Raw genomic sequence first — 18373 nt, forward strand, 5'->3', positions numbered from 1 at the left:
ATGCCCGGGATGCCGGGCTGCCCTGCCGGCCGCCCCGGGCGGGCCAGCACTCCCCCCTCCCCCAACCTCCCATTTCCCATTCCCGCCGGCCGCCCGCCCGTCTAGGATGCGCCGTCGATCCACCCCGGCCGGCGGAGCCGTTCCATGTCCGAGACCTGTCCCGCGCACCTCGTGACCCTCGCCCAGCGCCTCGCCGACTCCAGCGCGGCGGTGGTGCGGCGCTACTTCCGCACGCCGGTGACGGTGGACGACAAGGACGACCGCTCGCCCGTCACCGTCGCCGACCGCGAGGCGGAGCGCATCATCCGCGCCATCCTGGAGGCGCAGCGGCCGGACGACGGCATCGTCGGCGAGGAGCACGGCAGCCGCAACACCGGCGCCGAGTACGTCTGGGTCATCGATCCCATCGACGGCACCAAGTCGTTCATCGTCGGCCGGCCGATCTTCGGCACGCTGATCGCCCTGCTGCGCAACGGCGTGCCGGTCCTCGGCATCATCGACCAGCCGATCGTCGGCGACCGCTGGCTCGGCGTCGCCGGGCGGCCGACCACCCTGAACGGGCAGCCGGCCAAGGTGCGCCCGTGCCCCGGCGGGCTGGCGGCGGCGGTGCTGGGCACCACCGGCCCGGACCTGTTCCCCGGCGACACGCTGGACGCCTTCCGGCGCGCCGCGACGGCGGCCAAGGCCACGGTCTACGGCGGCGACTGCTACACCTACGGCCTGCTCGCCGCGGGCTACTACGACCTCGTCGTCGAGGCCGGGCTGAAGCTCTACGACTTCGCCGCCCTGGTGCCGGTCGTCACCGGCGCCGGCGGCCTCATGACCGACTGGGAGGGCCGCCCCCTCGACCAGCGATCCGACGGCCGCGTCATCGCCGCCGGCGACCCGCGCACCCACCGCGAGGCGCTGGCCGCGCTGGCCGGCTGACCCCCTCCCCGATCCGGCCGCCGCCATGCCCAGCATCCCCCTGCCCCGCCCCGCCCATCCCCTCGTCGACGGCCTGTCGCCGAAGCTGCGCCAGCTGCTCCAGGCGATGGCCGGCCAGGTGGCCGCCGGCGCCAACTGGATGGTGCGCAAGAAGACGGTGTGCGACCTGATGCTCGGCCTCGACGCCTTCTTCGCCATGACGCCCGAGGAGCGGCGCGCCGCCACCGGGCGCGCCGCCACCGGAGACGCCGAGGGGACGGCGGCGGCGGAAGAGGAGAACGCCGCCGGCGAACCCTTCGCCGGGCTGCTGCCCACCTACGTCGGCGTCATCCTGGAACTGTTGGACGAGGAACGGGTTGCCGGCGCCGAACAGGCCGCCATCTATCTCCTGTCGATCCAGCCGGAGCACGTCCGCGCCGCCGAGGCGTGGATGCAGCTCGATCCCAAGCACGAGAAGGCGGTGCGCCGAATCATGCGCCACGACCGCCGCTACGCGGCGCTGATGACGCGCCTGTCGGAGCACGACCTCCGCGCCGCCGCCCACCGCCACGAGCAGGGAGATGCCCGATGACGGCCATCGCCAAACCGGAGACCCCGGTCTACGACACCGCACCCGACGACCTGAAGCCGGTCCTGCAGAGCCTGGCCGAGGCGCTGGCCGACGAGCCGGACTGGGCGGTCCGCAAGGACTCGCTGCTCGAGGTTCTGATGGCCGTCGACGGCATGACCGCCCTGTCGCCGGCCCAGCAGACCGCCCTGGCCGGCGTCATGGAGCGGGTCGAGAACGGCACCATGGACGAGGACGAGGCGGAGCGCGCCCTGGCCGCCATCGACGCCGGCAAGGGGGCGGACGAGGACGAGGACGGCGAGGCGGCCCCGCCGCCCGACCTGCTGCCGATGTTCATCGGCGCCATCCTGGAACGCCTCGACGAGCCGCGCATCACCTGCGCCGAGCAGGCCGGCTTCTATCTGCTGTCGGTGCAGCCGGAGCACGTGGAGGCCGCCGAGGCGTGGCTGGAGGAGGCGCCGGAGAACACGGAGGCGCTGCGCACCCTGCTCGACGGCGACGCGACGTACGCCACGCTGTTCGACCTGCTGTTGGGCCCGCCGGAGGAGGACGACGACGGGGGCGACGACGGGGGTGACGACGACGGCCTGCCCGCCCCCGCCAACGACGACGTGCCCGGCGGCCCCCGGGGGTGAGGGCAACGCCGATCCGCCCGCCGGCGCGGCCGCTCTACGACGGCCTGTCCGAGGAGGTGCGCGGGCAGGTCGACCGGATGGCCGAGCGGGTCGCGGCGGGCGCGAACTGGAAGGTGCGCAAGAAGACGATGCTCGACCTGCTGCTGGCGCTGGAGGCGCTGGCGGCGATGCCGGCCGCGGCCCGCGCGGCGGCGCTCGGCCTGCCCGGCGGCGGGCCGGACGGCGAGCCGGCGGCACCCGGCGCCGACGCCGAGGCCCCCGCTCCCGCCGAGACGCTGGTCCTGTTCTACGCCGGGACCATCCTGGAGCGGCTGGCCGAGCCGGCCATCGCGAGCGCCGAGCAGGCCGCCATGTACTCGCTGTCCCTCCACCCCGAACACGGGGAATCGGTGCTCGACTGGATGCGGGCCGACCGCCGCAACGCCGCCGCCCTGCGGCGGATCATGCGCGGCGACCGCACCTTCCGGACCCTGCAGCGCACCCTCGACGCCGCCGTCTCGCGGATCGCCGACGCGGCGCCGGACGCCTGAGCCGGCGTCACGGCTCGCCGTCGGCCCAGCTCCGCAGGGCGCGCAGGCGCGGCGTCTTCTTGGTCTGGTGCTCGGCCATGCGCCCCAGCATGCGGTCCAGCGCCGCCACCGCGTCGGCCAGGTACGGCCCCTTGTTGAGCATCACGCACTCGGCGCGCGCCGCCATGGCGGCGTCGGTCATCTCGCCGCGCGACGGCAGCCCCTTCTTCACCAGGTTCTCCAGCACCTGGGTCGCCCAGATCACCGGGACGTGGGCCGCCTCGCACAGCCACAGCAGCTCCTCCTGCATCTCCGCGAGGCGCTCGAAGCCGAGCTCCACCGCCAGGTCGCCGCGGGCGATCATGACGCCGAAGGGCTGCTGCCCCATGCCGCGGACGATCAGGTCGGGCAGGTTGCGCACCGCCAGCGGGGTCTCGATCTTGGCGATCAGGCCGAGGCGGCGCCAGTCGGGCCGGCGCCGCGCCAGCTCCTCCTGCAGCCGGGCGACGTCGGAGGCCCGCTGCACGAAGCTGTAGCCGACGAGGTCGGCGTGGCGGGCGACGAAGTCGAGGTCCTCGAGGTCCTTGGCCGTCAGCGGGTCGAGGGGCAGCGGGGTGTCCGGCAGGTTCAGCCCCTTGTCGGCGGCCAGCTTGACGCCGCGCGAGCGCGCCCGCTCGACGGTCAGCCAAGCCCCCTGCGGCCCCGCTTCGACCACCGTCCCGCCGAGCTTGCCGTCGTCGAGGAAGACGCGATGGCCCTGCCGGAGCTGCCCCACCACCTCCGGCAGGGCGAGGGTCGCCCAGGCCGTTGCACCGGCCTCGGCGCCGCCGGGCGGCCGCTCGGCCAGGAGCAGACGGTCGCCGACCTTGAGGCGCTGCCGCCCCTCCGGCAGCCCGACCGCGGCGGTGCGCAGCTTCGGCCCGCCGAGGTCCATCAGGACGCGCACGCGCCGCCCCGCCGCCGCCTCGGCGGCGCGCAGATTGGCGATCATCGCGGCCCAGGTCGCCGCGTCGTCGTGGGCGCAGTTGATGCGCACCGCGTCGGCCCCGCGCTCCACCAGCCCGCGCAGCAGCGCCGGATCGCCGGCCGCTTCCGACGGCAGGGTGACCAGGATGCGGCCGCCGCGCGCCGGCGGCGCGCCGAACAGGGCGCGGGCCTGCAGCGCCAGCAGCCGCTCGCCGCGGAAAAACGCGCGCGGGCCGGGGAAGGGCGAATCGGCCTCCCCCGCGATCCGCGCCAGGGCGGCCGTGACGGCGTCGAGGTTGGCGAGCACGCGCCCCTCCAGGCGCCCCAGCGACGACAGCCCGAGCGGCATCAGCGCCGTCTGCAGGCCGCGCAGGTCGCGGCCGCGCAGCGCCAGGTAATGGGCGAGGTTGAGCAGAGACGGACCGGCGCCGCGCCGGCCGAGCCGCGGCGCCCAACGGGCGTAGCGGGCTCGGCCTTCGGCGTCGACGGCGGCGCGCAGCGCGCACAGCTGCGCCAGCAGGGCGGACGGCGTGGCGGGCGGTGTGGCGGGCGGAATCATGGCGGCACCTCCCCTGGATGTCCGGTTCCCAACAGGGCCGGGCGGGCGACCGCACCGGACAATTCGCTTGATCGCCGGGCGGAGGAGGCAATCTATCGGAGGCAAGGCATCCTACCACAAGCCCGGTCCGCCCGCCCATGCGACGCATCCTCTCCCCCCTCCTCATCGCCCTGACGCTGCTGGCCGCGCCGGCGGCGGCGCAGACGACCACGACCCACGCGCTGCGCCAGTTCGGGGAGCCGATGTTCGGACCGGACTTCAGCCATTTCCCGCACGTCGACCCCGACGCGCCCAAGGGCGGGCAGATCGTCATCGGCTCCAACTTCCCGGCGACCTTCGACAGCCTCAACACGGTCATCCTGCGCGGCGTCCAGCCGCGGCAGATGGGCCTGATCTACGACACGCTGATGACCGGTTCCGGCTGGGAGCTCGACGCCGCCTACGGGCTGCTGGCCGAAAGCGTCGAGCTGCCCGACGACCGGAGCTGGGCCGTGTTCACCCTGCACGACGAGGCGCGCTGGCACGACGGCACGCCGGTGACGGCGGGCGACGTGGTGTTCGCCTGGAACGCCATCCAGCAGCACGGCTCGCCCTTCCTCAAGTCCTTCCTCGACAAGGTCGCCACGGTCGAGGCGGTCGACGACCACCATCTGAGGATCACCCTGAAGAGCCGCGACGAGGTGAAGCCGATCATCGACTTCGCCACCACCGTGGCACCGCTGCCCCGGCACTGGTGGACGGCCGAGGGGCGGGACATCGCCAAGACCACCCTGGAGGCGCCGCTCGGCTCCGGCCCCTACCGGATCACCGCGGTCGATCCCGGCCGCTCCATCACCTTCGAACGGGTGAAGGACTACTGGGGCAGGGACCTGCCGGTGAACCGCGGGCAGTACAACTTCGACACCGTCAAGATCGATTTCTACCGCGACGACGACGTGATGTTCGAGGCGTTCAAGGCCGGCGCCTACGACGTGCGCATGGAGAACCGGGCGCAGCGCTGGACCACCGGCTACGACTTCCCGGCCATCCGGGACGGCCGCGTCGTCAAGCGGGCGATCGCCCGCGAGCTGCCGCTGGGCGCCCAGGCCTTCCGCTTCAACACGCGGCGCGCCACGTTCGCCGACCCGCGGGTGCGCGAGGCGTTCGGCTACCTCTTCGATTTCGAGTGGATCCAGAAGAACATCCTGTACGGCCAGTACACCCGCACCACGTCGAACTTCCCCAACTCCGACTACGCCGCCCGCGGCCTCCCCGGCCCGACCGAGCTGAAGCTGCTGGAGCCGTTCCGCGACAAGGTGCCGCCGCGCCTCTTCAGCGAGGCCTACGAGCCGCCCAGGACCGACGGTTCCGGCCGCTCGCGCGAGAACCTGCGCGAGGCCTTCCGGCTGTTCAAGGCGGCGGGGTGGGAGCTGAAGGGCGGCCGGCTGCTGAACGCCGGGACCGGCGAACAGATGGCGGTGGAGTTCCTCGACGATTCCGGTGGGCTGACCCGCGTCGTCCAGCCCTACATCGAAGCCCTGCGCAAGGCCGGCATCGACGCCCAGCTGCGCCTCGTCGACTCCGCCCAGTACCAGCGCCGCACCGACGACTTCGACTTCGACGTGGTGGTCACCAACTTCGCCTTCCCCAGCCCGCCGGGCACCGAGCTGCGCAACTTCTTCGGCTCCCAGGCGGCGAAGACGCCCGGCTCGGCCAACCTCGCCGGCATCCAGGACCCGGTGGTCGACGCCCTGATCGAGGAGGTCGTCGCCGCCAAGGACCGCGACACCCTGCTGGGCGCCACCCGCGCCCTCGACCGCGTGCTGCTGTGGGGCCAGTACATGGTGCCGCACTGGTACAACGCCGAGAACTGGGTGGCCATGTGGGACAAGTTCGGCACGCCCGCCAAGGACGCCCCCTACGACGACAGCCTGCGCGGCATCTACTTCTCCCCCGCCTGGTGGGCGAAGTCGGCGGAGACGGCGAAGGCCGGCGGGTGACGGCGGCGGCCGGCCGCTTCGGGATGACCCGATCACACGTGTGTATAATGGCCGCGGCGATCCGTTGGTGCACACTGCAATGAGGCGCCTCCGCTGTTGGCCGCGCCGTGCCTGGCGAGGCCACCATGCCGCTCACGACGATCATTGGCATCATCGACGATGATCCTGCGGTCCGGGCGGCGCTGGGGAGTCTCGTGCGGTCGCTGGGCTACGAGGTGGCGTGCTTCGCGTGCGCCGAGGACTTCCTGGCCGCCGACACGCCGGTGTCGTGCGTCGTCAGCGACCTGCACATGCCGGGCCTCAGCGGCCTCGACCTCCAGGCGCTCCTGGCCGGGCGGCCGGGCGGCGTTCCCCTGATCCTGGTGACGGGCCGACGCGACCGCGGGCTGCACCGGCGCGTCCGCGACGCCGGCGTGCGGTGGCTGCTCGCCAAGCCGTGCACGGCCGACGACCTGTCGGCCTGCCTGCGCGAGGCCCTGGACCGGTGAGCCGCGCCGCTCAGGGCGACGCCGGCTCGAGATGCAGCGATTCCGCCATGCGGACGAGATCGGCGAGGGAGCGGGCGCTCATCTTGCGCATGACCGAGCCGCGGTGGATCTTCACCGTCACCTCGCTCAGGCCGAGCTCGCCGGCGATCTGCTTGTTCAGGCGTCCGGCCGTCACCAGCGCCATCACCTGGCGTTCGCGCGGCGACAGGGTGGCGAACTGCGCGCGCAGCCCGGCGGCGCTCTCGTCGGCCTGCAGCCGCGCCCGGTCCTTCTCCAGGGCGTCCGCCACGGCGTCCAGCATGTCCTGGTCGCGGAAGGGCTTGGTGAGGAAGTCCAGCGCCCCGGCCTTCATGGCGCGCACGCTCATGGGAATGTCGCCGTAGCCGGTCATCAGGATGATGGGCATGCGCACGTCGTCCCCGGCGAGCCGGCGCTGCACGTCGAGGCCGCTCATCCCCGGCAGCCGGACGTCGAGGACCAGGCAGCTCGGGAGGTCGGGCCGCGGCGAGTCGAGGAACTCCCGGGCCGAGCCGTAGAGCCGCGTGCCGTGGCCGACCGAACGGAACAGGCTGTCCAGCGAGAACCGAAGCGGCTCGTCGTCGTCGACGATGTGGATGATGGCGGTCTCTGTCATCGGTGCAGCCCGTCACGGTCCGTTCGCGGCACCGAGGATAGCCGGAAGGCGCCGGCCGCGGCACCCGTCTTTTCGGGCAGGTGCACCCGGCCCGTGGCCCGGCGACCGCAGGGCAACCCGGGGCGGAGCAAACCTTGGTATGATCGGACCATGCCAATCGGTGGCCGGCCGACACTCTCGTCCGGGCGATGCGCCGGCGCGCCGGCGCTATCGTTCCCGCGGTCCGCAGCCGCCACCCTCTTTCCGAACAGGGATCCAGACCGATGGGCATGAGCACGAGCCGCGACGGCACCCGCATCTTCTACAAGGACTGGGGCACGGGACGGCCCGTGGTGTTCTCCCACGGCTGGCCGCTCACCGCCGACGCCTGGGACGGGCCGATGGCGTTCCTCGCCGCGCGCGGCTACCGGGTGGTCGCCCACGACCGGCGCAGCCATGGCCGCTCCGACCAGACCTGGGACGGCAACGACATGGACACCTACGCCGACGACCTGGCGACCCTGATCGACACGCTGGACCTGCGCGACGCCGTGCTGGTCGGCCACTCCACCGGCGGCGGCGAGGTCACGCGCTACCTCGGCCGCCATGGCACCGGCCGGGTCGCCAGGACGGTGCTGGTCGGCGCCGTGCCGCCGCTGATGCTGAAGACCGAGGCCAACCCCGACGGCCTGCCGCTCGACGTGTTCGACGGCATCCGCAAGGCCACGTTCGACAACCGCGCCCAGTTCTTCAAGGACCTCACCCTTCCCTTCTACGGCTTCAACCGGCCGGGCGCGGCGGTGTCGGAAGGGCTGCGCGAGTCGTTCTGGCTGCAGGGCATGATGGGCGGCATCGTCGGGCAGCTCGCCTGCATCCGCCAGTTCTCGGAAACCGACTTCACCGAGGACCTCAAGGCCATCGACGTGCCGACCCTGATCATCCATGGCGACGACGACCAGATCGTGCCGATCGGCGCCTCGGCCATGAAGTCGGCGACGCTCGTGCGCGACGCCACGCTGAAGGTCTATTCCGGCGGCTCCCACGGGCTGGCGCAGACCCAGCAGGACGCCTTCAACGCCGACCTGCTCGCCTTCATCGAGGCGTGACGCCGCCGGCCGCGGCGGCCGGCAGGGTGAGGTGGGCGGCGGTGCCCCCGCCGTCGCGCGCGCTCAGCCACAGCCGGCCGCCGTGGGCCTCGACGATCGACCGGCAGATCATCAGGCCCAGCCCCATGCCGTGCGCCTTCGTCGTGAAGAACGGCTCGAAGACCCGTCCGGCGTTCGCCGGGTCGAGACCGTCCCCGGAATCCTCCACGCTCACCAGCACGCCGGCCGGCTCGTGCGGCCGCGAGCGGATGCACAGCACGCGGGGGCGTCCGGCGGCGCCGACCATGGCGTCGACCGCGTTGGCGATCAGGTTGGCGAGGACCTGCTGCAGCTGCACCGGGTCGCCCGCCACCGGCGGCAGCGCGCCGGCCAGGTCGGTCCGGACCGTCACCCGGTTGGCCAGCAGTTCGCGCCGGCAGTGCCCGAGCGTGTCGTGCACCAGCCCGTCGACGTCGACCGCCACGTGGGCCTCGGGGTCCCTGCGGAAGGCGGCGCGGATGCCGTCGATGATCTTCCCGGCGCGGTGCCCCTCGGCGGCGATGCGGGCCAGCGCCGCCCTCGCCTCCTCCAGGTCCGGCACCGGCCGCTGCAGCCAGCGCAGGCCGGCGTCGGCGCTGCTGACCATGCTCGCCAGCGGCTGGTTGACCTCGTGGGCGATCGCCCCCGAGAGGGCCTCCATGGTCGTCAGCCGCGCCTCGCGCACCCGGTGCTCGGCCGCGACCGAACGGGCGAGGCGGGCATACAGCGTCGCCGTCTCGGCCAGCAGGACCAGCAGCACGACGCTGGCCGACGTCAGCCCGTAGAGGCGCCCGGCCCACCAGCCGACGCTGAACCGTCCGGCGCTGACGAACCCGAGCAGAAGCGTCTCGATCAGCCAGGCGCTGAGCGCCACGATCAGCCACAGGTCGAGGATCGACCGCCACCGCCGTGCCAGCAGCAGCAGGGCCGCCACGCTGATCGCCGCGGCGCTCGCCGGCACGGAGGTCCACAGCCCGGTGGTCCGCCGGGCGTCGGTCATCAGCGGCGGCAGCAGCGCCGAATCGGCGATGGCGAACGCGGCGATGGCGACGACGGCGGCGGCGACGCCGAGCACGCCGGCCAGCACGGCCGGCGCCGCGGCGCCGGGCGCCTCGCGCCCGGCCGGCGGCTCGTCCTTGATCAGCACATAGACCAGGACGAAGACGGGAAAGGCGACGCGGCGCAGCGCGGCGACCGTGGCGGTGCTCTGGATGCCCGCCCCCAGCAGGCCCGACGGTGCGAACACGCCGGGGAAGGTCAGCGCCCAGGGCACCACCATGAGCGCCGAGAAGAGGTAGCCGACCGCCAACGCGTACACCGCCCGGGACCGCTCGATGGCGTACAGGACGAACAGCAGGACCGCGGTGATCAGTTCGGTCATCAGCACGGCGGTCGCGTAGGCGGGCAGCAGCGGCTCGGTCCCGGCCAGCGGCACGCGGGCGAACGGCACGGCGAGTGCCATGGCGGCCGGCAGGCTCAGCAGGACGCCGGCAGCGAATCGCGCCTGCAGCGGGCTCGGCGGCTGGCGCGACAGGACCAGGGGTTCGTCGGCGGTGCGCTCGCTGGTCGCCATGGCCAAGAGGGTCCGTGATGGGTCCGCGGGCGCCGGCCCGGTCGCGCTGCGCCGGACCCTCCGCGCCCGGCCCCACCATACCATCGTATAGGCCGGAAAGACCCAAGTCCGATGTCGCCGCCGCCGCCGCTTGCGCATGCTGAGCGGCGTCGAAGGACACGCACCGTCCGGGCAATCCGGCGAAAGGATTTTCCCATGAGCATCACCGCCACGCCGGTCCCAGGGTCGACCCTGCTGTCGCCTCAGGATCACACCCTCATCATGATCGACCACCAGTCGCAGATGGCCTTCGCGACCCATTCGATCGACGCCACGACGCTGCGCACCAACACGGCGCTGGTGGCCCACGCCGCCGCGGGGTTCGGCGTCTCGACCATCCTCACGACGGTGGCGGAGAAGAGCTTCTCCGGACCGATCTTCAGCGAGATCACCGAGGCCTTCCCCGGCGCCGAGGTGACCGACCGCACCTCCATGAACACCTGGGAGGACGCCAACGTCATCAAGCGGGTGAACGCCATCGGCAAGTCGCGCCTGGTGTTCGCCGGGCTGTGGACCTCGGTGTGCATCGTCGGCCCGACCCTGTCGGCCATCGACCAGGGCTTCGACGTGTACGTCATCGCCGACGCCTGCGGCGACGTCTCGGCCGAGGCGCACCAGCGCGCCATGGAGCGCATGGTCCAGGCCGGCGTGCGGCCGATGACGTCGCTGCAGTACATGCTGGAGCTGCAGCGCGACTGGGCGCGCACCGACACGTACGAGCTGACCACCGGCATCGCCAAGAAGTACGGCGGCGCCTACGGCCTCGGCATCATCTACGCCAAGACCATGTTCGGCGCCTCCGAAGGCGGGCACAGCGCCGCCGCCTGAGGCACCGGCGGGCCGGCCGCGCCCCCGCCGGCCGGCCCGTTCCCCCTGCACGAGGTCCACGACCATGATGCCCTACGTGCTTTCCCTCGGCGCCGGGCTGCTGGTGGGCGTCCTCTACGGCCTGATGGGCGTCCGCTCGCCGGCGCCGCCGACCATCGCGCTGATCGGGCTGCTCGGCATGCTGGTCGGCGAACAGGTGGTGCCGGTCGTCAAGCGCCTGGCCGGCGGCCTGCCGGTGGTCGCCTACATCAAGTCGGACTGCGCCCGCCACGTGCTCGGCCCGCAGGCCGGCAGCCCCGCCCCCCGCCGCGAAGAGCCGGTGTGATCCGGCTCCGCCGCCGTCCCGGGAGATCTCCCATGCCGTCCTCCGCCGACCTCCTCCTCGTCAACGCCAAGGTCACGACCCTCGACCGCGGCAACCCGCAGGCCGACGCCGTGGCCGTCCGCGACGGCCGCATCCTCGCCGTCGGCCGCGAAGCCGAGGTGCGCGCCGCCGCGGCCCCCGACGCCACGGTCGTCGACGCCGGCGGGCGCCGCCTGATCCCCGGCCTGATCGACAGCCACATCCACGTCGTCCGCGGCGGCCTCAACTACAACATGGAGCTGCGCTGGGACGGCGTGCCGACCCTGGCCGACGCCATGGCGATGCTGCGCGCCCAGGTCGACCGCACGCCGCCGCCGCAATGGGTGCGCGTGGTCGGCGGCTTCACCGAGCACCAGTTCGCCGAGAAGCGGCTGCCGACGCTCGACGAGCTGAACGCCGCGGCGCCCGACACCCCGGTCTTCATCCTCCACCTCTACGACCGGGCGCTCCTGAACGCGGCGGCGCTGCGCGTCGTCGGCTACACCAGCGACACCCCCGACCCGCCGGGCGGCGAGATCGTGCGCGGCCCCGACGGCACGCCGACCGGCCTGCTGCTGGCCCGGCCCAACGCCACCATCCTCTACGCCACCCTCGCCAAGGGGCCGAAGCTGCCGCCGGAGCAGCAGCTCAACTCGACCCGGCACTTCATGCGCGACCTCAACGGGCTGGGGGTCACCAGCGTGATCGACGCCGGCGGCGGCTTCCAGAACTACCCCGACGACTACGCGATCATCGAAAAGCTGCACGCCGACGGCGAGCTGACCCTGCGCATCGCCTACAACCTCTTCACCCAGAAGCCGAAGGAGGAGCTGCAGGACTTCGCCACCTGGTCGGGCACGGTTCAGCCGGGCCACGGCGACGACACCTACCGGCTCAACGGAGCCGGCGAGATGCTGGTCTATTCGGCGGCCGACTTCGAGGACTTCCGCGTCGCCCGGCCGGAGATGCCGCCGACCATGGAGGCCGACCTGGAGCCGGTGATCCGCCTGCTGGCCGAGCGGCGCTGGCCGTGGCGCCTGCACGCCACCTACGACGAGACCATCGGCCGGGCGCTCGACGTCTTCGAGCGGGTCGATCGCGACATCCCGCTCGCCGGCCTCAACTGGTTCTTCGACCACGCCGAGACCATCAGCCGGCGCAACATCGACCGCATCGCCGCGCTCGGCGGCGGCATCGCCGTGCAGCACCGCATGGCCTTCCAGGGCGAGTACTTCGTCGAACGCTACGGCGCCAAGGCGGCCGAGGCGACGCCGCCGATCCAGGCGATGCTCGCCGCCGGCGTGCCGGTGGGCGCCGGCACCGACGCCACCCGGGTCGCCAGCTACAATCCCTGGGTGTCGCTGTCCTGGCTGGTCACCGGCCGCACGGTCGGCGGCCTCGGCCTCTATCCCCCGGCCAACCGCCTCGACCGCGAGACGGCGCTGCGCCTGTGGACCGAGGCCAACACCTGGTTCTCCAACGAGCAGGGCAAGAAGGGGCAGGTCAAGGCCGGCCAGCTCGCCGACCTGGCGCTGCTCAGCGACGACTATTTCGCCGTGCCCGAGGACGGGATCGCGCGGATCCGCTCGGTGCTCACCCTGCTGGGCGGCCGGGTGGTCCATGGCGACGGCGACTACGCCGGCCTCGCCCCGGCCCTGCCCAAGCCGCTGCCGGACTGGTCGCCGGTCGGCGCCTTCCCGGCGGCGGCGCGGCCGGCGCTCGCCAACGCCTGCGGCTGCCACGCGGCGTGCGCCGTGCACGGCCACGACCACGCCGCCGCCCTGGCGGCGGACGTCCCGGCCGCCGACATCGGCGGCTTCTGGGGCGCGTTCGGCTGCGGCTGCTGGGCCGTGTGAGGTGGCCGCACCGACCGACGACGGGGTGACTCCGATGGCCGACGCCCGATCATCCGCCGCCGCTCCGGCGGCGACGCCGCCCGCCGGCGCCTTCGCGCCGCTGCGCAACCGCCTGTTCGCCATGCTGTGGGTGGCGACCGTGCTGGGCAACGTCGGCACCTTCATGCGCGACGTGGCGAGCGCCTGGCTGGTGCTCGACCTGTCGGGGTCGCCGGCGGCGGTGGCCCTGATCCAGGCGGCGGCGACCCTGCCGGTGTTCCTGCTGGCGATCCCGGCCGGCGTGCTGTCCGACCTCCTCGACCGCCGCCGCCTGCTGATCGCCATCCAGTGCGCGCTGGCCTGCGTCAGCGCCACCCTCGCCGTCCTGGCGGCGACCGGCGGCACCAACGTGGCGGCGCTGGCCGCGCTGACCCTGCTGGGCGGCGTCGGCGCCGCGCTGATGGGGCCGGTGTGGCAGTCGATCGTCCCCGAGCTGGTGCCGAGGGGCGAACTGAAGGGCGCCGTCGCCCTGAACAGCCTGGGCTTCAACATCGCCCGGGCGATCGGCCCGGCCGCCGGCGGGGCGGTCCTGGCGGCGTTCGGCGCCGCCGCCACCTACGGCGCCGACGTGCTGACCTACGCCCTGGTGCTGGTGGCCCTGCTCCTGTGGCGGCGCACCCCCGACCCCCGCGACGACCTGGCGGAGCCGTTCGGCGGCGCCCTCAAGGCCGGGCTGCGCTACGCCCGCTCCAGCCCGGCGGTGCGCCGGCTGCTGCTGCGCGCCGGCCTGTTCTTCGCCGGCGCCAGCGCGGTGTGGGCGCTGCTGCCCATCGTCGCCGGCCGGCTGCTGGGCGGCGGGCCGGGATTCTACGGGCTGCTGCTGGGCGCGGTCGGCGCCGGCGCCGTCGGCGGCGCGGTGCTGCTGCCGCGGCTGCGCGAGCGCCTCGGCGCCGACGGCGTGGTGCTGGCGGGCGCGCTCGTCACCGCCGCGGTGATGGCGATCCTCGCCCTGGCGCCGCCGCGCTGGCTGGCGCCGCCGATCCTGCTGCTGCTGGGCGCCGCCTGGATCGCCGTGCTCACCACCCTGAACGCGACGATCCAGGCGGTGCTGCCGAACTGGGTGCGCGGCCGCGGCCTCGCCCTCTACCTCACCGTCTTCAACGGCGCCGCCACCGCCGGCAGCCTCGCCTGGGGCGCGGTCGCCGAGGCCGTCGGCGTCCCGGCCACCCTGCTGGTGGCGGCGCTGGGCGTCGCCGCGGTGGGCGCGGCGGCGCGGCGCCTGCCGCTGCCGGCCGGCGAGGACGACCTCTCCCCGTCCAACCACTGGCCGGAGCCGGCCCTGGCGGCGCCGGTGCCGAACGACCGCGGGCCCGTGCTGATCAGCGTCGAGTACCGTGTCGCCGCCGCCGACCGCGCCGCCTTCCTGGCGGTGCTGCGCCGGCTGGCCCACGAGCGCCGGCGCGACGGCGCCTACGCCTGGGGGGTGGCCGAGGACGCCGCCCATCCCGAGCGCGTGCTGGAGTGGTTCTTCGTGGAATCCTGGGCCGAGCACCGGCGCCAGCATCGCCGCGTGTCGCATGCCGACGCCGACGTCCAGACCCAGGCGCTGGCCTTCCACCGCGGGCCGGAGCCGCCGGCGGTCGCCCATTTCCTGGCGCTCGACGGGCGTCCGGCGTAGCCGCGTCGTGCGCCAGCGATTGACGTCCGCCACGGACGCCCTATCCTGGCCGTCCGGAGGAGCAACGGCCATGGACCACCCGGTCGGATACGACGCGGACATCTTCGCCTGGTCCCAGCAGCAGGCATCCGTTCTGCGGCGGCTGGCTCACACTCGCCGGGACCTGCCCAACGACCTCGACCTGGACCATGTGGCTGAGGAGATCGAGGACGTGGGCCTGTCGGAACTGCGGACGGTGGAGAAGCTCCTGCGGCGCATGCTGGGCCACGCCATCAAGCTGGTCTCTGCGCCCGGCAGCGACGCCGTCCGTGGCTGGCGCAAGGAGGTGCGGACGTTCCAGGCGGATGCGCCGACGCATCTCACCAACGCCATGCGCCCTCGCATCGATCTGGACAGGGCGTGGCGGCTTGCGCTGCGCGACGCCGGTGACGACCTCGCCGAGTATGGTGACACGATGCTGCCTCTTCCCACGACGTGCCCGCGGACGCTGGACGACCTGCTGAGTGAGAGCTTCACCGTTGACGCCCTCGTCGATCGGCTCGCGACGATCCCGCGACCGACCTAGACTGTGCGGTTCAACTCCTGGAAATCCGCGCCCTCCTGCACCGTCGTGCCTTGATTGTGACACGTTGCGCTCCCTACCTTACCCCCATTGCGGCGGCGATCCGCCGCGGGGCGCGAGGGGTGAGATGACGGGGTTCGCGACGAGAGCCGCGGTGGCGGCGGCCATGGTCTTGGGCGTCACCCTGGCGGGACCGGGGGGGGCGGGACCGGCGGCCTGGGCGCAGGACGCGCCGGCCGAAGGGGTGACCAGGGCCTGGGCGATCTCCGAGTTCGGGACGCCCAAGTACGGCCCGGACATGGCGCACTGGCCCTACGCCAACCCCGACGCGCCCAAGGGCGGCGCGATCACGCTCGGCGCCTTCGGCAGCTACGACAGCCTCAACACGCTGGTCGAGCGCGGCTCCTGGCCGGCCGGCATCGGCCTCACCACCGATTCCCTGACCACCGGGTCGGGCGACGAGCTGATCTCGGCCTACGGCCTCATCGCCGAGAGCATGGAGTACCCCGCCGACAGGAGCTGGATCCGCTTCCACATCCGCCCGCAGGCGCGCTGGCACGACGGCACGCCGATCACCGCCGACGACTTCGTCTACTCCTTCGACTTCGTGCGCAAGGAGGGGCGCCTGTTCCTGCGCTCCTTCTACGACGACATCGAGAAGTGCGAGGCGACGGAAACGCTGGTGCTGACCTGCACCATGCGCACCCGCGGCACCATGAAGCCGCTGATGGCGGCGGCCAGCCTGTGGCCGATGCCGCGCCACTGGTGGCAGGCCGAGGGGCGCGATCCCACCAAGACCACCCTGGAGCCGCCGCTGGGCTCCGGCGCCTACCGCATCAAGGCGGTCGATCCCGGCCGCTCCATCACCTACGAGCGGGTGAAGGACTACTGGGCCGCCGACCTGCCCGTGAACCGCGGCCTCAACAATTTCGACGAGATCCGCTACGACTACTACCGGGACGACAACGTCCAGGTCGAGGCGCTGATGGCCGGGCGCATCGACTTCCGCGAGGAGAACAAGGCGCAGCGCTGGGCCACCGGCTACGAGACCGACGCGGTGAAGCAGGGCCGCCTGGTGCGCAGCGAAGTGCCGGACAACGCCCCCCACGGCATGCTGGGCTACGTCTTCAACACCCGCCGGCCGCTGTTCCAGGACATCCGGGTGCGCCAGGCGCTGAACTGGCTCTACGACTTCGAGACGATCCAGCGCCAGCTCCTCTATGGCCAGTACAAGCGGATCAAGAGCTGGTTCCCCAACTCCGAGTACGGCGCCCGGGGCGCGCCGACGCCGGAGGAGGTGGCGGTCCTCACCCCCTACAAGGACAAGCTGCGGCCCGGCGTGCTGACCGACGCCTTCGAGCCGCCCTCGACCGACGGCAGCGGCCGGTCGCGCGAGAACCTGCGCAAGGCCTTCGCCCTGTTCAAGGAGGCCGGCTGGGAGCACAAGGACGGCCGGCTGGTGAACGCGGCCGGCCAGCCCTTCACCTTCGAGATCCTGCTCTACGACCCCGGCCTGGTGCGGGTGGTGGAGCCGTTCGTGACCATGCTGAAGCGCGCCGGCGTCGAGGCCACCATCCGCGTCGTCGACACCGCCCAGTACAAGGTGCGCACCGACGAGTACGACTACGACGTGGTCAGCATCGGCCTCACCTTCTTCCCGCCGCCGGGGCCGGAGCTGCGCTCCTACTTCTCCAGCGCGGTCGCCGACGTCGAGGGCCAGGGCAATTTCGCGGGCATCCGCGACGGCGTCGTCGACGCGCTGTTGGAGGACATCGTCACCGGCACCGACCTGCCGACCATCGAGGCCACCACCCGGGCCATGGACCGCGTCCTGCTGTCCGGCTGGTACGTCATCCCGACCTGGTACAACGACGTCTCGCGCCTCGCCTACTGGGACCGCTTCGGCCACCCGGAGACCATGGCGAAGTACTCGCACGGCTTCCCCACCACCTGGTGGCTCGACCCGGCCAAGGACAAGGCGTTGCGCAAGACGCCCTGACCCCCGGCCCCGCAGGAACAGGACGCCCTCGCCGATGCTGGCCTACATCATCCGCCGCCTGCTGCTGATCATCCCGACCCTGTTCGGGATCATGGTCATCAACTTCCTGATCGTGCAGATCGCCCCGGGCGGCCCGATCGAGCAGATCATCGCCCGCATGCAGGGCACCGCCGTGGAGGCCACCGCCCGCATCGGCGGCACCGGCGGCGGCGACAGCGCGGCGGGCGCCGGGGCCGGCGCCCAGGGCGGCGGCGAGGCGACCAGCCGCTACCGCGGCGCCCAGGGCCTCGACCCCGAGTTCATCAAGCAGCTCGAGCGCGAGTTCGGCTTCGACAAGCCGCTGCACGAGCGCTTCCTGCACATGATGGGCAACTATCTCGTCTTCGACTTCGGCAACTCCTACTTCCGCGACCGCCGGGTGATCGACCTGGTGCTGGAGAAGATGCCGGTCTCGGTGTCGCTCGGGCTGTGGACGACCCTGATCGTCTACCTCGTGTCGATCCCGCTCGGCATCGCCAAGGCGACCCGCGACGGCACCCCCTTCGACGTCTGGACCTCGGGCGTCGTCATCGTCGGCTACGCCATCCCCTCCTTCCTGTTCGCCGTGCTGCTGATCGTCGTCTTTGCCGGCGGCCGCTACCTCGACTGGTTCCCCTTGCGCGGGCTGGTCTCCGACAACTGGTCGGAGCTGCCACCGTGGCAGCAGGTGGTCGACTATTTCTGGCACATCGCCCTGCCGGTGACGGCGCTGGTGATCGGCGGCTTCGCCAGCCTGACGATGCTGACCAAGAACTCCTTCCTGGAGGAGATCAACAAGCAGTACGTCATCACCGCCCGCGCCAAGGGCCTGGCCGAGCGCCGCGTCCTCTACGGCCACATCTTCCGCAACGCCATGCTGATCGTCATCGCCGGCTTCCCCGGCGCCTTCATCGGCATCCTCTTCACCGGCTCGCTGCTGATCGAGGTGATCTTCTCCCTCGACGGGCTCGGCCTGCTGGGCTTCGAGGCGGCGATCAACCGGGACTATCCCGTGATGTTCGGCACGCTCTACTTCTTCACCCTGCTGGGGCTGCTGATGAACCTTCTGGGGGACATCATGTACGTGGTGGTCGACCCCCGCATCGACTTCGAAGCGCGGAGGGTGTGAC

General features: G+C 72.7%; 17 protein-coding genes. 14 read left to right on the plus strand and 3 right to left on the minus strand.

Features of this window, described 5'->3' with window-relative positions; translation table 11 throughout:
• The first annotated feature begins 144 nt into the window (after window positions 1-144).
• From hisN to ACSBPG_RS18460, 4 genes are read left to right on the plus strand one after another with little or no spacing between them, the layout of a single operon-like run.
• Window positions 145-927, plus strand: coding sequence for a histidinol-phosphatase (gene hisN / locus ACSBPG_RS18445; RefSeq protein ID WP_435538662.1), 783 nt, complete (start codon window positions 145-147; stop codon window positions 925-927).
• Between the two features lie 25 nt (window positions 928-952).
• Window positions 953-1498 carry a hypothetical protein gene (locus ACSBPG_RS18450; protein ID WP_435538663.1) on the plus strand — a complete coding sequence of 182 codons (546 nt, stop codon included), beginning with the start codon at window positions 953-955 and terminating at the stop codon, window positions 1496-1498.
• On the plus strand, window positions 1495-2130 hold the full coding sequence (locus ACSBPG_RS18455) for a hypothetical protein (protein ID WP_435538664.1): 636 nt from the start codon (window positions 1495-1497) through the stop codon (window positions 2128-2130). The genes ACSBPG_RS18450 and ACSBPG_RS18455 overlap by 4 nt, the downstream gene beginning before the upstream one ends.
• A complete protein-coding gene (locus tag ACSBPG_RS18460) occupies window positions 2127-2660 on the plus strand; it encodes a hypothetical protein (protein WP_435538665.1) in 534 nt (177 codons plus the stop codon). The genes ACSBPG_RS18455 and ACSBPG_RS18460 overlap by 4 nt, the downstream gene beginning before the upstream one ends.
• Window positions 2661-2667: 7 nt before the next feature.
• On the opposite strand, the gene ACSBPG_RS18465 is transcribed toward ACSBPG_RS18460, so the two are convergent.
• Complete coding sequence (locus ACSBPG_RS18465) at window positions 2668-4164, minus strand: pyruvate kinase (RefSeq protein ID WP_435538666.1); 1497 nt, start codon at window positions 4162-4164, stop codon at window positions 2668-2670.
• 137 nt (window positions 4165-4301) lie between these two features.
• Here ACSBPG_RS18465 and ACSBPG_RS18470 point away from each other — a divergent pair, with 137 nt between their 5' ends.
• Together ACSBPG_RS18470 and ACSBPG_RS18475 are read left to right on the plus strand one after the other, a co-directional pair.
• Window positions 4302-6143: an extracellular solute-binding protein gene (locus ACSBPG_RS18470; RefSeq protein ID WP_435538667.1), complete on the plus strand. Its 1842-nt coding sequence runs from the start codon at window positions 4302-4304 to the stop codon at window positions 6141-6143.
• Between the two features lie 125 nt (window positions 6144-6268).
• The gene (locus tag ACSBPG_RS18475) at window positions 6269-6631 is read left to right on the plus strand and encodes a response regulator transcription factor (RefSeq protein ID WP_435538668.1); all 363 of its coding nucleotides are present in this window, start codon (window positions 6269-6271) and stop codon (window positions 6629-6631) included.
• A 10-nt stretch (window positions 6632-6641) separates the two neighbouring features.
• On the opposite strand, the gene ACSBPG_RS18480 is transcribed toward ACSBPG_RS18475, so the two are convergent.
• The gene (locus tag ACSBPG_RS18480; RefSeq protein ID WP_435538669.1) at window positions 6642-7265 is read right to left on the minus strand and encodes a response regulator transcription factor; all 624 of its coding nucleotides are present in this window, start codon (window positions 7263-7265) and stop codon (window positions 6642-6644) included.
• A 263-nt stretch (window positions 7266-7528) separates the two neighbouring features.
• On the opposite strand from ACSBPG_RS18480, the gene ACSBPG_RS18485 reads away from it, so the two are divergent.
• Window positions 7529-8350 (plus strand): alpha/beta fold hydrolase, encoded by an 822-nt coding sequence (locus ACSBPG_RS18485; protein ID WP_435538670.1) that lies wholly within the window; start codon window positions 7529-7531, stop codon window positions 8348-8350.
• Here ACSBPG_RS18485 and ACSBPG_RS18490 read toward each other — a convergent pair.
• Window positions 8337-9941: an MASE4 domain-containing protein gene (locus ACSBPG_RS18490; RefSeq protein ID WP_435538671.1), complete on the minus strand. Its 1605-nt coding sequence runs from the start codon at window positions 9939-9941 to the stop codon at window positions 8337-8339. The genes ACSBPG_RS18485 and ACSBPG_RS18490 overlap by 14 nt on opposite strands.
• Before the next feature lie 195 nt (window positions 9942-10136).
• On the opposite strand from ACSBPG_RS18490, the gene ACSBPG_RS18495 reads away from it, so the two are divergent.
• The 7 genes from ACSBPG_RS18495 to ACSBPG_RS18525 all read left to right on the plus strand — a co-directional run bounded on the left by ACSBPG_RS18495 (window position 10137) and on the right by ACSBPG_RS18525 (window position 18372).
• A complete protein-coding gene (locus tag ACSBPG_RS18495) occupies window positions 10137-10808 on the plus strand; it encodes a hydrolase (RefSeq protein ID WP_435538672.1) in 672 nt (223 codons plus the stop codon).
• Window positions 10809-10872: 64 nt separating this feature from the next.
• Window positions 10873-11133 carry a XapX domain-containing protein gene (locus tag ACSBPG_RS18500; RefSeq protein WP_435538673.1) on the plus strand — a complete coding sequence of 87 codons (261 nt, stop codon included), beginning with the start codon at window positions 10873-10875 and terminating at the stop codon, window positions 11131-11133.
• 32 nt (window positions 11134-11165) lie between these two features.
• Window positions 11166-13007, plus strand: a complete 1842-nt coding sequence (locus ACSBPG_RS18505; protein ID WP_435538674.1) for an amidohydrolase — start codon at window positions 11166-11168, stop codon at window positions 13005-13007.
• A gap of 34 nt (window positions 13008-13041) precedes the next feature.
• Window positions 13042-14664, plus strand: coding sequence for an MFS transporter (locus tag ACSBPG_RS18510; RefSeq protein WP_435538675.1), 1623 nt, complete (start codon window positions 13042-13044; stop codon window positions 14662-14664).
• A 70-nt stretch (window positions 14665-14734) separates the two neighbouring features.
• A complete protein-coding gene (locus ACSBPG_RS18515) occupies window positions 14735-15229 on the plus strand; it encodes a DUF29 domain-containing protein (RefSeq protein ID WP_435538676.1) in 495 nt (164 codons plus the stop codon).
• A gap of 124 nt (window positions 15230-15353) precedes the next feature.
• Window positions 15354-17225, plus strand: a complete 1872-nt coding sequence (locus ACSBPG_RS18520) for an extracellular solute-binding protein (RefSeq protein ID WP_435538677.1) — start codon at window positions 15354-15356, stop codon at window positions 17223-17225.
• Window positions 17226-17259: 34 nt separating this feature from the next.
• On the plus strand, window positions 17260-18372 hold the full coding sequence (locus ACSBPG_RS18525) for a microcin C ABC transporter permease YejB (protein WP_435538678.1): 1113 nt from the start codon (window positions 17260-17262) through the stop codon (window positions 18370-18372).
• The last annotated feature ends 1 nt before the right edge of the window (window position 18373 follow it).

It is taken from the genome of Azospirillum sp. ST 5-10, from assembly GCF_051225715.1.
Lineage (GTDB): Bacteria > Pseudomonadota > Alphaproteobacteria > Azospirillales > Azospirillaceae > Azospirillum.